This window comes from Fervidobacterium changbaicum (assembly GCF_004117075.1).
Classification (GTDB): domain Bacteria; phylum Thermotogota; class Thermotogae; order Thermotogales; family Fervidobacteriaceae; genus Fervidobacterium; species Fervidobacterium islandicum.
Window position 1 is genome coordinate 1085051 of record NZ_CP026721.1, and the last position, 16043, is coordinate 1101093.

A 16043-nucleotide genomic window follows, 5' to 3' on the forward strand; every position below is an offset into this window, starting at 1 on the left:
TGTTTTTAATCCATAAGTTCAACTTTAACCCAGCCAAGTGGCATTATGTCATTTGGTGATTCAGATAACTTAACTATCCTGGTAGTTATCGGGAAATTACTTTCCGTAATTTTGCGATATCCAAAGTTCTTCAACACTTTGATTTCAGCTGGTTCTAAGAAACCTCTAAAGGCTGTTTTTGAGTAGAAAGACGTGTGTCCGCCTATCCTGACCAAGAAACCCCTATCCGCTTTCTCGTTAATGTCGAGGAGTTTTTTATAGAATTCTTCAAGTGTTTTCTTGACAGGGTTATCTGACATTGTGCTTATTTTCTGCCGTTCCATGTTTATGATAATCATAGCTGATTCTTTCATTCTATCAACAAATACCTTCTCGTTAGAAAAAAGGTTTCTGAAATAGCCAAGAGCTTCCTTAAGTTTTTCATTTCTCCTAACTTCTTCCAAACTCTCTAATTTGCTCAAGTTTGAAAATAGAGAAATTATTTCTGCAGCTACTTTATTTCCTTCGTTGCTCCTCATATCAGGAAGCCACACTTCGACAAACTGAGGTATACTTGTTTTTTGTCTTACAAAGTGAACAACTTCAACCTTCTTGAATTTTATGTGTGAATTGTTGATAAAAGTACTGTCCGTTATTCTAAGAAGTTTGAATGGCGAATAGAACGGTTGCCCAAAGATATTTTGTTCGACTTTTTCAACCTCAAATTTTACATTTGGAGATCTGAAAACATTTCTAAGTGTAGCTTCGAATTTTTGATTGGATTTAATAATCATCGTCCTTAAAGCACCTTTGAGCGAACTGCCTGGTATATAGTACCTGCCGGCTGTTCTTATAAATCTACTTATTTGCAAAGTTTTCGGTTTGCCGTTTTTATCAAAGATTGTATCAAACGAAGTATAGCTGTACTCTTGCAAGTCAATCTTGAGTACTTCAAATATCTTCAAAAGAACTGCATCTTTAGTTTCTGGATTAAAAATTTTGTCACTGTTGGCCACAAAATAGTCCACGAATTTTTCGTGTTCCATTAGTTTGTCAAAATTTAGAATATGCGTCTTCTTTCCTTGAACGATAGTTTCGAACTTACCAATCTTTTCTCCAGAACCTATAAATACAGCTGAAACTGGTTCAATCGATATCCTTTTACTAAAATCTGCTGTCACGGCTGACTCCCTCCTTTGAATGGGAGCAAGAATGCCTTTCCGTATCTGTATACTTTGTAATTATTTTCCTCTTCGAATCCTTCGGGTGATATGTCTAAAATCCTCCCATCCACACGCTTATTGAAAACTGAGCCTTCTGTGAACATTATAACGCGTTTGGCTTTTTTATCGCTATTGTGTATATAACCGGTTCTATACATTAGTTCGTATGACTTTATAACTTCCTTAGCAAGCTCGGATGTGCTCTCTTTGTAATCTTCAGGACTTGGGATGTATGGTGAAAGCAAAAGGTATCTGTCACCTTCCTTAGGTAGTTCAATTGGTTGGATTTCGTAATCGAAATGACCAAATCCGTACGTCCTGTCGCCACCAATGCCCTCGTCTGCCAAAAGTCTTAGCGCTGCAAGTATTTGTTTCTCAATTTCTTGACCAACGGACAGGTAGAACCAAAGCCCGCAGTTAGGTGCGAAGTGGACTTCTGAAAAGTAATAGAGGTTTGAGCTTGAATTCAAACGATTAATCATGACCCTCGGTCTCTCAATAACAATCGCTGGGCTGTTGAACTCGCCTTGGTATTCTATCTTCTTCTTGCTCAAAAATTGGCCGTGTACGTCGTCTACATTAGCCTTAGCACTCCCAAAAACTATTTCTTCCTGCACATACTTCACTTTCTTTAATTTCTTTGGTTGGGTTAATCTTGGCAATAAGCCGAAGTCCTCACCTTTTGGCCTGGGCAAAAAGTAAGTATCTCCAATATAGTAAAAAGCAGAGGAAAAACGAAGGTCAGTCTTTTCAGAATTAGTCATTAATTTTTTTATGAGCTCTTCCGTTTCTCGCTCACCGAACAATTTTGAATGCGCATTCATCAACGCACCGAAAATTGTTTCGGCATGGATTATAATATCTGAAACTTCACTTACGCCGTCCATAAGACCAATATGAAGTGGACCTTTGAATTTAATTTTTATCCGATAGTCCATGCGCCTCACTTCCCTAAGATAGGATAGCTATTCCATTGAGTTCCTTTAAACTACTTGAGCTTAGACAGCGCTTCTTCTACGTTTCCAAATGTACTTACTGGACTCTCATCTTTACCCTCCGAATAAAATGTCTTTTCGCGCTTGACAATCTGAATGTTTCTAAATGCAATTTTTCCATATCCCCTTGAACCACTACCGCCCAGATAGTCGTCTTCTAAAAGTTTCATTGCCAAAAACAGTTCCATTAAGAACTTTTTTTCATCGCCTTCATATTCGTCGACTACGAATTCCGCTTTGAATATAGCACCTGCTGGAACCCTTTCTTGAGGTCTTGGGTTAGCTCTCGATGTTACTCTATTTATACTATTTTCATGCTTAACTTCGGTGTACTTTGTTTCAAGAAAGTCTGCATATGGTTCTAAACTCTTCTCATCAAGGTAAGCATCGCGAACGATGAGCCGTGTCCTCGAGAACGTACTAATGTTGGATTTGTTATCAACAGATGTTCCGAAAAGTCCGCAAACAGGACAGTTCTCATCCGCACACTTGTGAACATCGCCTTTTTCGTGAACTTTTCCGTGATAAAATTCGCTCAGAACTCTCATTTTCCCCTTTAAACTGCTGCCTGGAATGTATGGTCTGCCCTTTGGGTCCTTAATGACTGGGTTATCAAGTCCACCTATTTCGAGACTGTCCTTGTTCGTACCAATGTGTAACCCAGTGATAACCTCAATATCGGCTTTGACTATGTACTTTCCCAAAAATTTCTTTACTCCCATATTCGTATCCCCCTTTACATTGTTGTTCTTTTATCGCACTTTTATCATCTTTCCTGGTACTTTTCATAGTACTTATGGAACGCAGTAAGAGATTCGAAGAAGTCCATGAAAAGGTAAAAAGATTTCTTAATCTCCTGTCCCTGTTTTTTCTTAATGCTTTCAACAATGTTCCTCATACCTTTAGCAAATTCTTCGAGAACTTCGTTATTTCCGGATTCTCTACCAACGTCATATACCATCATAGCAACGAACTTGTTAAGCTCTCTCTTGAGAATTCTTTCAATTTCCGTATCGCTCTTACCTGCAATGTCAATTTTCTTGACGTGGTTATAGAACTTTCTCAATTTTGTTGAATTCAGCTTCAAGTTCTTTGCTATTTGTTCAGCCTTTTCAGTCAAGGTGTTGTAGTCTTCGTTCATAGATTCTATGAGTTTCTTTACATCTCCAAAATATTTGGCCATCTCAGGGGTTTGGTTCCTTACCTGGTTGTTACCTCTGTTCTGATAGCTGTTTGGCTGTCCTACGCTCATTTTACGACACCTCCACTTCACTTAGTAATTCATCTTCCTTTTCTATACTTCGAGTTTCATCATGAACCCATCTAACGATCAACCCTAACTTTGGATGCAATCTGTTTCTTGAAACAAGGATTGAATTAAATAGTTTATCCATGTCCTCGATAACTTCTTTCTGCCTCTCCATAAGTCTTCCAATGTAGTAGTACAGCCGCCAAATTTTCAGTTCTTTATCATCTTTATCTGCGAATGTGTCAAGTACGTGTAATAAGTTCCTGCTCACACCCTTGGTAATTAGCTCTTTTAACTTTTCCTTGATTTCAAGAACCTTGTCGAACTCTTCCCAGCCTATACACCCCCTTAGGAAGTAAATAGCATCCTTTTCTCTACCATTGCGTTTATAAGCTTTTGCGTACTCGTCGAGTAACTCTCCAGCAGTTGTACCAAGCTTGTAAACTGGGTATTTCCTGCTTGGTGCAATTGCTACAGCCATCGATATCGAAAGATTTTTGTTCTTAGTAAACTTCTCAAACTCTTTTCTTATACCACTACCAAGCATCGGCAGCTCGTTCCACGGTCCGAGTATCATGAAATCGTCGCCACCAGAGTATATAACGTTGCAGTTTTGGTAGTTGTTTCTAACGTACTTCTCTAATGCAACGCTGAAGAACATCTCGAGTTCTGAAGATAACGTTGTAACATATGATATAGGTGCTCTTCTGTTTTCTAAATTGACACTGCTTTTTAGAGCCTTAAATATACTTCCAAGATTGTCTACATCGCCGCGAAGTATTGCCCAGCGTTTTACGCCTTCCGATTGCTTAGCTATCGTTTCAAGGTCAGCGGTAACTTCTCTTCCATTTTTTTCGATATATTTTCTCGGAACGTAGCTAGCTATCTTTACATAATACATAGCTTCCATTGGGTCATATGTACCGTTCCTGCTCTTTTCAACCGCGTAAGACAGTTTGTTTGGTTCATTTTCGAACGAAAGTTCAAATCCGAAGTTTTTGAATACGTCAAATACATCCTGTGGCTTGCGATTTAACTCGGGAATTTGCTCAATCACTAAGAACTTGCTGTTCGCCAAATGGTATCCTAAATCGACGAAAGATTCACAAAATGTACATTCGTACTCTACTTCTTCACCAGCTTTGCCATACCTTCTTTCCTCCATCTTTCGTCCACAATACGGACATCTTGGCCCTGAGAAATCTTCTGGAACGAACATTTCTACATTCAGTATGTTTGCAAATTTTCTGTTCTTCTTTTCTTCAATAAGTCTCGCAAGATCATCATGTACGTCAAAATTGACAAGCCTTGAAAGGTTGATTTTCATACCGGCAAGAAGTACTGACAAATCTAATCCAAAGGCGTCGTACATTTTCTTGTCAAGTAAAGTTTGGTACTCTTCCAACTTATCAATGGTCTTGGCAGGAACAAGAAGATAAAAGTGTCCCCCCCCGCAGTAGAGAATGTTTGAGTTGTAGAGACCTTCTTTTCTGATGATGTATTTTGCTATTATTTCAGCAAGGTAGGCTATAAAGAACGAACGAGCTCTTAATTTCTTAAGTCCGTTTTTGACGGAAGTTTTGTATATGAAGTCTTGTATACCAGATATATCACCCTTTATCACACCAAATAGATCTTCATCGTCTTTAAGTGAAACTTGATTATCCTGCAACTTTCTGACTATCTCCTCTAACTTCCCAAGTCTGCTCGAAGCAAATATAAACCTATCGTTTTGTTTCTCAAATATTCCTTCGCCAAGTTGAATCAACAAAGCTACAGCTATAGCAGCTGTTGAAGCTGCATGGGAGAATAGGGAAATATCGGGCTCACTGTAATAAAACGCAGAGGGAACTGTGGATGTAAATTCTTTGAGTAAATAATAAACTCTTTCAAGAACACCGTCCGGTTCTTTATTCCAAAGTTCTTTTAGAGCGCTATCTTTTATCAAAGGCTCGAACTCTTTCCATAAAGATTCATACTCCTTTTTTACCATTCTTTCCAAAAGCTCACTCTCTGATCTTACCTCTTCGGCCAATGAAAAACGCGAAAGTGGTCTGTAAAAGTTGACTTTGTCATCAACACCCAACACAGATACTTTGGAGATTATAGATTTCATATACTTAATCCTATCTAAGTCGGTGTTTTGGCTGTAATCCATCCGTTCATTTGCAGACAGTTTATCTGCCAAAGACACTATTTTTGCCAGGATTTCGTGTTCATTCGCAAGATTTTCCAGTCTTTCATGGTGCTTACTAATAATGATTGAAACATCATCGCGATAAGGCAAAGAAGAGTTCTTGTAAATATGTGCACCGATATACTGATGTGCAAGACCAGAATTGTTGTTCTTTATCTCATAGCTGTATTCTCTCTTTATCTCTTCTTCCAAGGTGTTGCCCATTTCCCCCCTTTGTCGGAACTTACCTACATCGTGGAACAAAGCCGATAAATAAGTCACGTCTCTCCACTTCTTAAACACATCGGTTCCTGACATCTTTCCACCCCCAACTACATTCGAAAGGCTTTATAAGCTTCTTCCTCGCGTAAGTGTCTGATCAATTTGTAGCACTCGTGTCGTATCACTGTTCTGAATGACATTTTCTGACCGTTCTCGTAATCGATTGTTTCTTCTATCTTAGCCTCGAGCTCTTTAATAAACTTCTTCTTGCCGTTTTCGTTAAGGTATACACCCCCTTCAACCTGTCTGAAGTCTTCTTTTTTAATAATCGACTTGTTAACGACTGTCAGAATGACCTTGTCAACGATTATTGGTTTAAATATCTCAGCTATATCAAGTTGCAAAGAAAACTTCCTCTTGCTTGGTTCGTGAAGAAAGCTGATTGACGGCTCCAGAGATGTTTTGAATATTTCCGAAAGCACAACGTTGTACAAAATGGTATTTCCGAAACTGATAAGGGCATTTATCTCATCGCTCGGAGGTCTTGTTGTTCTCTCTTCGAATGTGAATCCTTTTTCTGAAAGAATTATGCCAAGTGCTTCATAGTAAGATTTTCTAACATTCCCTTCAATTGCCATAAGCGCTGGAATACTATCTTGTCGGCTGTAAGATTTTTTCAACGCCAATATCTTATCTATATTCTTCTGCACTTCAGGGAACTTATTAGTGTACGGTGTCAATACATTAACCATGTTGTCGGCAACACCATTCAGTATCTCTCGAGCGATTATTATCCTCTTTTCCAAATCTTGATAGTGCTGCAATTGTAATATAAGCATTTCGCCCGTTTTGTTTAATTCAATAGGATAAAAGCAGCCTATATATTCCCCATAGTAATTGTAGAAAAATACGGGAATTTGAGAGTGCGAAAACAGTTCAAGCGTCTTTTTGTTAAGTTCTACTTCGGAAAAGACCATAACACTTGACACGTTTTTTAGCGGTACGTACATCGGTTTCTCATTTTCAGATTTAGGTTCTATGTAAAGCGCCGCGCTTTTCTTTCTCAGGTAAGCATCTCTGAAAATGTATACTGTTTGCATATACCTTCCCCCCTAGGAACTTCTAAACTCTTACACCTTATAAAACGGGGGGAATTTCTAAGTCTGACAGGTAAAATGAAAGAAAAAAGAAAACTATTCATTCCAAATTAGGTGACAAAAATACATTCGGCATTTCAAAAACAGGAACATAGGTAGCTGATTTTTTATTGTAATTGTATATTTTGCCCGGGATATAATCCCCAAGAGCCATGCCAAAACCAAAAGCTATCGGAACAGGACAGCTCAAAAATATGTGCAGTTCCTTATATTTGTCTCGCATTATCTGTGTAATAGAGAAAAGTTCGGAAATATAATTAGACCAATCTCCTATCGGGATGTTTCCAGAATTGCCAGGGGATGTAGTAGTGACGCGAATGATGAAAGCATCCGGAAGGTGGGTTTTTGCAAATTCAACAATCTGCGGGAACGGTTTGTGAGAAGCCAAATCGACTAAAAAGATTGCTTTCCTCTTGTTTGGGGCGTAATCGTAAACATCTACGGAAAGTAGTCTTAGGTCTTCCAAAGATTTACACGACTTTATCAATCTGAGCTTTTCCGGTGTTGTTAGATCTAATACAAGATGGTAACCACCTTGATAGTGGTAGACAGCTATCCTATCTTTTGCCCCAACAGCTATACCCAAACCCAAAGCAAAAGTAGCGGGACCCTTTATAGCAAGATGTGGAACACCAAAATTCTGTATAACATTCCTCAAAACATTATAGACGTTCCTTATGTGTTTACTGAATTCGTTCTCATCCAGTTCTCTGTGTGAGTAAACAAATTCCATTCCGAAAATCTTCTCGTGCAGCTTTAAGTTCGGGAATGTCTTGAAGTGCTTAGCAACTTCTTCATTGAGAGAAGACCACTGTCTTCTAACATCTTCTTTCTGAGGTGAGAAACTTACGTAAACCGGTATATTGAATTCTTTAGTATTGAAGAAATCAACTATTTCGTAAACGCTTGAGACATCCAGAGGGGTTATAAGTACAAGTCCAATCTCTTCGCAATATTTAGTCTTTTCAAAAATATTGTCAACTTGAAGAACTCTACCACCACCGCCTACTTTACCAGTAAATGCGATATTTGAAGGTATCTCATCCACAAGACTTGCAACTGCCACAGCGAACTGAAAAGATTCGCCGCAAAATTCTTTATCAAAAATGACAGAAATCTTGTGCTGAGCGATTTCCTCAACGTTATACAAGAAACTTGAAACATTCGGATTGTTCGTAAAGGAGAAATCTGCATTTTCGACCATGAAAACAAGCGCTCTTACCAAATCAACACGTTCCCTCTCAACTACCGGAAACCTCGTCTCTACAAATTTCGAGTTAACTAAAGCAAGCGCCTGATCTTTTGTGAGAGTGCTTTTGAATTCTCTCGACAACATTTGCATTGCGTGATCTGTGTAGCCGTTTATCAGAAAAAACTTAAGAACTTCGTAAAATATTACTGAATAGTTTGAAATCTCTTTGTCTAAACGAGAGAAATCTGCCAACACTTCTCCAGGAGTTATAAACCCAGACTGAACGAATTCAATGTACTTCCTTAAATCTTTCCTCAACAATGTAACGAAACTCACAGTTATCATCTCCCACAAGTTGGGCAATGATACAATAAACATTACTCGTAATTTTCAATATCATTATAGCACATTTACCTTTCTAAGATGAAATGAATTTTTGAAATTTGACTGAATCTTGTTATTCCTACGCTTTTCCTGAGGAATCACTAAACTATTTCCAAGCTTACTCGATCCCAAACATTGTACGAGTTGTAGCAGGACATTTTCTCTAAAAATCTCTGCGACACCTTTTCCCCTCTGCTGCTTGTAATTTAGAAACAAAAAAAGGTGTGTACCAAAGGCGCACACCTTGTCACTATATTAATCATTGAGTTCAGTTCTGCTTAAGAATTTTCTCAAACCGAAATGTAGGTTTGCTATGCTGCATTAAGAAATCTCATGTTCTGAGATCTCCATCCCTCACAGTCACTTCTAAAACACATATATAGGTGGTCGAACTGGCAGAACGAAAGCTCAGAGTTTCCATCCCTCATAGTCACTTCTGAAACATATAGAGCAGGCTCGAAAAAACAGGTTTGAGTGGCGAGTTTCCATCCCTCATAGTCACTTCTAAAACACGCTGCCGTTGAATTTAATCCACGGTCAGCGTGCGAAGGCACGTTTCCATCCCTCATAGTCACTTCTAAAACGTGTGAAGTGGGTTGTTTTTAAAAAAGGGGACGAGGTGTTTGTTTCCATCCCTCATAGTCACTTCTAAAACATTTGATACGAAGGTTTTTGTTGATAACTTGGCGCGGTTGTTTCCATCCCTCATAGTCACTTCTAAAACGAACAATTCTATGAACTGGAATTCCGAAAAGACAATGGAGAAAGTTTCCATCCCTCATAGTCACTTCTAAAACGGATGGAATGGAACAGAGGGTATGAGCTTTTAGTAAAGGTTGTTTCCATCCCTCATAGTCACTTCTAAAACATAGTGTTAGCGTATGGAGACTACACGTATGTAAAAGGTTTCCATCCCTCATAGTCACTTCTAAAACATTTTAAATTCCTTGTCTACTGAAGAGGTAGACAAGGAAAGTTTCCATCCCTCATAGTCACTTCTAAAACCTATGACATTGTAGAAATTGATGAACAAGTTGTTCAAATTATTTGTGTTTCCATCCCTCATAGTCACTTCTAAAACTTATTAAGAGCAATTTTATTTCCCCTGTCGGTTGAAGGTTTCCATCCCTCATAGTCACTTCTAAAACATAGCAGTAGTGAATAATGAACCAGTAGTGGTTGAAATAAAGAGTTTCCATCCCTCATAGTCACTTCTAAAACGACCTAATAGAAGGGATTGTATATTACGAACCGTCCACTTAGTTTCCATCCCTCATAGTCACTTCTAAAACCGAAGCTAATGGAACTGTTTAAATCGTTGGACTCTTATGAGTTGTTTCCATCCCTCATAGTCACTTCTAAAACCGAAAATAAGTATGTAGTTTATGACATCAAAACAGGCGAGTTTCCATCCCTCATAGTCACTTCTAAAACAATATGAAAGGAAACGGAGGGTGAAAAAATGAAAAAGAAAAGTTTCCATCCCTCATAGTCACTTCTAAAACATAGTATTGATGACAGCTTTGTTGTTAATCGTGCCAAAAGTTTCCATCCCTCATAGTCACTTCTAAAACAAAGTTAATAGGCAAGTTTTTAAAAGAAATACTCTTGACAGTTTCCATCCCTCATAGTCACTTCTAAAACGGATTGAGACCACTAATTCACACAGACTTCATAAAAGACCAGTTTCCATCCCTCATAGTCACTTCTAAAACATGGATGTTAGAAAACGCAAAGAATAAAAAGGTCAATGTTTCCATCCCTCATAGTCACTTCTAAAACCTTTAAGACTGTATCTCGAAAAAATCGGTGAAATTCCTAAAGGTTTCCATCCCTCATAGTCACTTCTAAAACGGAGTTTTGAGTTTGCAGGTGTCGAACTGGAAACGAAGAATGTTTCCATCCCTCATAGTCACTTCTAAAACATTTTATGGTATGTTTACGAGACAAGATTAAGCAAAAACTACCGTTTCCATCCCTCATAGTCACTTCTAAAACACCCGTAAGAGCAAGAAGGTTTTTTGTGAAAGATTTCCATCCCTCATAGTCACTTCTAAAACCCAAGAATTTTTCGCGGTTGTTAAATATTATCTTAAAAGGTACAAAAATTTCCATCCCTCATAGTCACTTCTAAAACAGGTTTTTCGTGATAGACGGTAACGGTTACACTGAAAAAAATTTCCATCCCTCATAGTCACTTCTAAAACCAAAAATTGTCGAAGATTTTTATTTGGAACCATATAGCCATGATTTCCATCCCTCATAGTCACTTCTAAAACCGTGGAATATTCCATGTTTATCCGTGGGAAGACCCCAAGCTCTTATTTCCATCCCTCATAGTCACTTCTAAAACTCTACCGTAGATTGTAACTAAACTAACCGCTGCGGGAAATTTCCATCCCTCATAGTCACTTCTAAAACATTATAACCAACCGCTGCGGGAACGAAAGAGAGAACGTACCAAAATTTCCATCCCTCATAGTCACTTCTAAAACGAATATAAACAAACCCCAACCTACATCAAACGGCAAGAAGCAAATTTCCATCCCTCATAGTCACTTCTAAAACTCATCGCTATGGTATGTTAACATACCCCCGAATGTATTTCCATCCCTCATAGTCACTTCTAAAACAAGATTTTTCGAAATCAAAGACGACATCGCTACAAAGGTAGTATTTCCATCCCCCATAGTCACTTCTAAAACATACGCACAAACCCTTGCAAAAAACACACTCAATGAATTAGAATTTCCATCCCTCATAGTCACTTCTAAAACGAGGGTTTAATTCCTATGCCGATGGTAGCCTCGCATACTGGAAATTTCCATCCCTCATAGTCACTTCTAAAACGTCACATAGCACCATACACGATTTTACAAGGACGGTATGAATTTCCATCCCTCATAGTCACTTCTAAAACCTGATGGGAAACGCAACTTTGAAGTCGTGGAGTACCAAAATATTTCCATCCCTCATAGTCACTTCTAAAACAAAAAATATTGTGGTTCCAATTATATATCCATGATAGAAAATTTCCATCCCTCATAGTCACTTCTAAAACTGTATAATGGAAAGGAGGGATAGAGTGTGAACGTAAAGATTTCCATCCCTCATAGTCACTTCTAAAACGAGTTTAATCTATTTATTTTAATTGCAGGGAGGGCTTTATTTCCATCCCTCATAGTCACTTCTAAAACATGATTGGGACGTTGGAAGAAGGTGCTTTTGGTTTGGTTTGATTTCCATCCCTCATAGTCACTTCTAAAACATTGAAGAAATTCAACAACAACTTCAGTCTTTGAATTTCCATCCCTCATAGTCACTTCTAAAACTTATTTACATCATAGAAAGGGGGTGAAGTTGAATGGATTTCCATCCCTCATAGTCACTTCTAAAACTTATTTTAAAAAATAAAAATAATAAATATATTTAAAAAAATTTCCATCCCTCATAGTCACTTCTAAAACCTGTCAACGGCCAGCCAGCTATAAGCTCAACAAAAGTGCAATTTCCATCCCTCATAGTCACTTCTAAAACAAAGACAAGATACCAGAAAATTTGGTGACAGGAAGAAAAATAACGTAATTTCCATCCCTCATAGTCACTTCTAAAACATACATTCCGAGTGACAAACTCAGGCAGGACAGAATTGAGAATTTCCATCCCTCATAGTCACTTCTAAAACTCGTCAGATATGCATGAATACTATATCATATTTTTTGTTACAAGTCAACGTTACATTCGTAACAATAGAAAAGTTTCAATTTATGCGTGTTTTCGATTTCCTCGTTTCTTAGCAAGGAGCTCGAAAACAGAGACAGTTTTGCCTGTTTACTTAATAGTTACAAATATCTTTACAAACATATCGTATTTTAAGGCATATCCAATATGTGTTAACACAGTATGAAGTAAAAGAGGGAGTGTTCTTTTTTTGTCTTTTGTGTATGTATTGATTTAAAATTACTAAAAAGTTTTTATTATATAAAAAATGATGATAGAAGTTATAATCTGTTACAAAAAACAATTTATTATAGCGAATGAATAAACGTTCGCGTAAGTACACTCTTGAATTTGAGTACAAATGCAATCTTACAAATGCAATATAAAGTTATATGTTAATAATAAATATACAATGTAATGCATAAAAATTTATTTTAGACAATTTTAGTTTTTCCAAATTCTTTAATTGATATCGTTCGGACGAAGCTATAGATTCTACTTTAAAACTACCCTTCAAAGCCTTAGACAGCCTGGTGCAGTTCAGTACAATAAAGGAACATCTGTTCCTCAACTGAAACAAAAACATCCCTTGGCTTTTCACCAAGGGATGTTTTGCGGTCTTTGTATAGTTTACTTCAGATAATTCTCAAACCAACCCACAATTTCCTTCAACCTTCTCAACCTATGCAGCGGCTTACCACTCCTGCTCAGGTCGTGGTTTTCTCCTTTGAATATCACTAATTTTGCTTCAACACCGTGGTATTTGAGCGATGTGAACATTTGAATTGCTTCTACAAGCCAGCAGCGGTAGTCTTCGTTCTGAAGGAACAAGCACGAAGGCTCACAAGTTACTGCAAGAATAAGTAAGTACACGTGGAGAAAGTGCATATAAGATAAGAAGGTAAGCAGGCGAGAAGCTCTTGGGTCAGAAGGAATAGAGAGGTTTAAAGTGTGCATTATTAGGAGACAGAACTTGAGGAACTGTACGGTTGGATGTTGGTGATGGTGATGAGTGATAAAGAAGGAGTAGTACATGATATATGGTATCATCCAGAAAGTTTACATAAATTAAAATCATTGAGGGAAACATAAAGAAAAACAATCGGACTAGGTATGTGATACAAGGTAGTGGGGGTTTGGGAAATATGAGATACAGAGGAAGTGGGATGGTGAAAATGTGCAAGGAGAAAAGTAAAAGCCAAACGATAGAAAGAGTAAATTCGATAGTTAAAAGATTCAATAAATTGAGCGGATGGCGACTAAGGATGACGGTATACCGTATCTTTATGCAAACACGGTTGGATAAAGCCATCTCATAAATATTCTTAATTCCAAGTGTTTTCGAGTTTTTTATCCAACATATTTTTGATCTAAAAAGTTTGTATTGAAATATTGACAGATTGAAAAAGACATTTTATAATAAAAATCAATCACAACCAATCATATATAATCACAAACAATCAACAAAATGAGCTTAATCAAGAAAGGGTGATAATATGTTTGCAGAAGAAAGAAAAAGCAAGATTGCAAGGATAATAAAAGAAGGCAAGAGTGTCAGAGTTAATGAGCTTGCAAAATTATTTGGTGTTTCGGAGTCTACTATTCGAAGGGATTTGAATGAGCTTGAAAGTTTGGGAATAATAAAAAGGACCCATGGTGGCGCTATTAACAGTTTTGCTGCAACTTTTGAGTTGTCGTTTGCTGAAAAACAAGATAGATTTGCGAAGGAAAAGGAATATATAGGAAAACTCGCTGCAAGATATATAGAAGATGGAGATACCATAATTCTGGATTCTGGAACCACAACTCAGTATATAGCAAGAAGTATAACAGCTAAAAATGTAACTGTTATAACAAATTCAGTAACTATTGCTTACGAACTTTCAAACAGAGAGGATATTGAAGTAATTATGACAGGAGGAGTAATAAGATCCAAAACAAAAGCTCTGATTGGTGATATTGCACAAAATACCTTGAAGCAGTTCAGATGTAACAAAGCATTTATTGCAGCAAACGGTATTTCTCTTGAATTTGGTGTGACAACTCCGACCTATCTGGAAGCTGCCGTAAAAAGAACAATGATCGAAAATGCAAAAAAGGTATTCTTAGTTGCAGACAGTTCTAAGTTTGGCCAGGTTTCATTTGCTCTGATATGCCCCATTGAAAGGCTGGATTATATTGTTACCGATAAAATGGATGAAAGTCAAAAAAAGGAGTTTAGAGCCCTTGGTGTTGAAGTTATCACAGAATAAATAATAAGGTGGTGTTGAAATTGATATACACCGTTACTTTGAATCCTGCGATTGACATAACAATATATTTAAACAGGCTTGAAAAAGGACAGATAAACAGAAGCAACGGCTATGTGATAGACGCCGGTGGCAAGGGAATAAATGTATCCAAGGTTATAAAGGTACTTGGTGAAGAGTCGGTTGCTTTGGGTTTTCTTGGCAAAGAGAATAGCGGGTGGTTTTTGGAGTATCTTCAGAGGTTTAGTATAGAAAATGATTTTGTATTTGTAAATGGGCTTACCAGGACAAATATAAAGATTGTTGAGCTTGGTGATGGACAACACACAGATTTAAATCAGCCTGGCTTTGAGATAACTGAAATTGACAAGCTTGCCGTATTCGAGAAGATTGAATCCAAAGCTCGATATGGTGATATTTTTGTTCTTTCCGGCAGTCTTCCTACAAATGCTGATAGCAAAATGTATTTTGAAATCATCAAAAGCTTGAAACAAAAAGGAGTAACTGTAATATTTGACGCAGATGGACAAGCCTTAAAAGAAGGGATTAAGGCAAAACCGGATGTAATAAAACCCAACATACACGAGTTTAAAACTCTCTTTAATGTAGATGAAAGCGATACAAATTCCATTGTAAAGGCTGCAAAGAGCTTAGTTGCAGAGGGAATAAAAGTTGTTTTAATTTCTCTGGGTGCTAACGGTTCAATTTTTGTAACTGAGAATTTAGTGCTATATGCAAAACCTTTAAAAGTTGACGTAAAGAGCACAACTGGCGCAGGTGATTCAATGGTTGCAGCAATTGCTTATGGTTTTTCAAAGAAGATGTCCAAGCAGCAGTTGTTTAAACTCGCCTGTGCTTGTGCAACAGCTAAGGTTGTAGAAGAGGGTAACAAGCCACCTGAAATGAAACAGATAGATTATTTCTTTGAAAATGTGGAAATAGAAAGACTGGGGTGATTTGATGGAAATAAAACAGCTGTTTTCACCAAATCGTGTGTGTTTTGATTTAAAGTCTAAAACAAAGGAAGAGATTATTGAGGAATTGATTGATATTCTATACAAAGATGGTAAGCTAACAGATAAAGAAAGCTTCAAAAGAGCTGTTATGAAAAGAGAAGAGGAGTTTTCAACTGGAATAGGAATGGGAATAGCAATTCCACACGGAAAAGACAGATCTGTTTTAGAGCCTTGTATAACCTTTGGTATATCCAGAAATGGAGTTGACTTTGAGTCTATGGACGGGAAGCCGGCTCATATTTTCTTTTTGATTTCAGTTCCTGATAACGCTGATGATACACATCTTCATGTATTGAGTCTTATTTCAAGAAAGCTGATGCATGAAGATGTTAGAGAAAAACTATACAATGCTAGTTCTTTTGATGACATTATCAAAGCTTTTGAGTAAGACTAAGTTCGAAACTGCTAACTTAAAAAGGAAAGAAGATTATTTCATTATCTGTTTGTAGATATTAAGTGAGAAGTTTTGATGTCGAGCGAA

The 16043-nt window shown here is 37.4% G+C and carries 11 protein-coding genes and 1 CRISPR repeat array; of the genes, 3 read left to right on the forward strand and 8 right to left on the reverse strand.

Translation table 11 applies throughout. From position 1 onward, the window contains the following. Positions 1–5 precede the first annotated feature (5 nt). The 8 genes from csm5 to CBS1_RS05190 all read right to left on the reverse strand — a co-directional run bounded on the left by csm5 (position 6) and on the right by CBS1_RS05190 (position 13128). On the reverse strand, positions 6–1160 hold the full coding sequence (gene csm5 / locus CBS1_RS05155; RefSeq protein WP_164969244.1) for a type III-A CRISPR-associated RAMP protein Csm5: 1155 nt from the start codon (positions 1158–1160) through the stop codon (positions 6–8). Next, on the reverse strand, positions 1157–2140 hold the full coding sequence (csm4, locus tag CBS1_RS05160) for a type III-A CRISPR-associated RAMP protein Csm4 (RefSeq protein WP_090223075.1): 984 nt from the start codon (positions 2138–2140) through the stop codon (positions 1157–1159). The genes csm5 and csm4 overlap by 4 nt, the downstream gene beginning before the upstream one ends. Positions 2141–2190: 50 nt before the next feature. Next, positions 2191–2919: a type III-A CRISPR-associated RAMP protein Csm3 gene (gene csm3 / locus CBS1_RS05165; protein ID WP_090223073.1), complete on the reverse strand. Its 729-nt coding sequence runs from the start codon at positions 2917–2919 to the stop codon at positions 2191–2193. A 44-nt stretch (positions 2920–2963) separates the two neighbouring features. Then, a complete protein-coding gene (gene csm2 / locus CBS1_RS05170; RefSeq protein ID WP_090223071.1) occupies positions 2964–3449 on the reverse strand; it encodes a type III-A CRISPR-associated protein Csm2 in 486 nt (161 codons plus the stop codon). Between the two features lies 1 nt (position 3450). Continuing rightward, positions 3451–5940 carry a type III-A CRISPR-associated protein Cas10/Csm1 gene (gene cas10 / locus CBS1_RS05175; protein ID WP_090223070.1) on the reverse strand — a complete coding sequence of 830 codons (2490 nt, stop codon included), beginning with the start codon at positions 5938–5940 and terminating at the stop codon, positions 3451–3453. Between the two features lie 14 nt (positions 5941–5954). After that, the gene (gene cas1b / locus CBS1_RS05180; RefSeq protein WP_090223068.1) at positions 5955–6944 is read right to left on the reverse strand and encodes a type I-B CRISPR-associated endonuclease Cas1b; all 990 of its coding nucleotides are present in this window, start codon (positions 6942–6944) and stop codon (positions 5955–5957) included. A gap of 97 nt (positions 6945–7041) precedes the next feature. Beyond that, the gene (locus CBS1_RS05185; protein ID WP_090223067.1) at positions 7042–8529 is read right to left on the reverse strand and encodes an SAVED domain-containing protein; all 1488 of its coding nucleotides are present in this window, start codon (positions 8527–8529) and stop codon (positions 7042–7044) included. Between the two features lie 391 nt (positions 8530–8920). After that, positions 8921–12262: a CRISPR direct-repeat array (repeat unit 30 nt; unit sequence GTTTCCATCCCTCATAGTCACTTCTAAAAC). A gap of 665 nt (positions 12263–12927) precedes the next feature. Beyond that, the gene (locus tag CBS1_RS05190) at positions 12928–13128 is read right to left on the reverse strand and encodes a prolyl oligopeptidase family serine peptidase (RefSeq protein ID WP_241685576.1); all 201 of its coding nucleotides are present in this window, start codon (positions 13126–13128) and stop codon (positions 12928–12930) included. A gap of 665 nt (positions 13129–13793) precedes the next feature. On the opposite strand from CBS1_RS05190, the gene CBS1_RS05195 reads away from it, so the two are divergent. From CBS1_RS05195 to CBS1_RS05205, 3 genes are read left to right on the forward strand one after another with little or no spacing between them, the layout of a single operon-like run. Continuing rightward, complete coding sequence (locus tag CBS1_RS05195; protein ID WP_090223064.1) at positions 13794–14549, forward strand: DeoR/GlpR family DNA-binding transcription regulator; 756 nt, start codon at positions 13794–13796, stop codon at positions 14547–14549. A gap of 20 nt (positions 14550–14569) precedes the next feature. Beyond that, the gene (gene pfkB, locus CBS1_RS05200) at positions 14570–15502 is read left to right on the forward strand and encodes a 1-phosphofructokinase (protein WP_090223062.1); all 933 of its coding nucleotides are present in this window, start codon (positions 14570–14572) and stop codon (positions 15500–15502) included. A 4-nt stretch (positions 15503–15506) separates the two neighbouring features. Continuing rightward, a complete protein-coding gene (locus tag CBS1_RS05205; protein WP_090223060.1) occupies positions 15507–15950 on the forward strand; it encodes a PTS sugar transporter subunit IIA in 444 nt (147 codons plus the stop codon). The last annotated feature ends 93 nt before the right edge of the window (positions 15951–16043 follow it).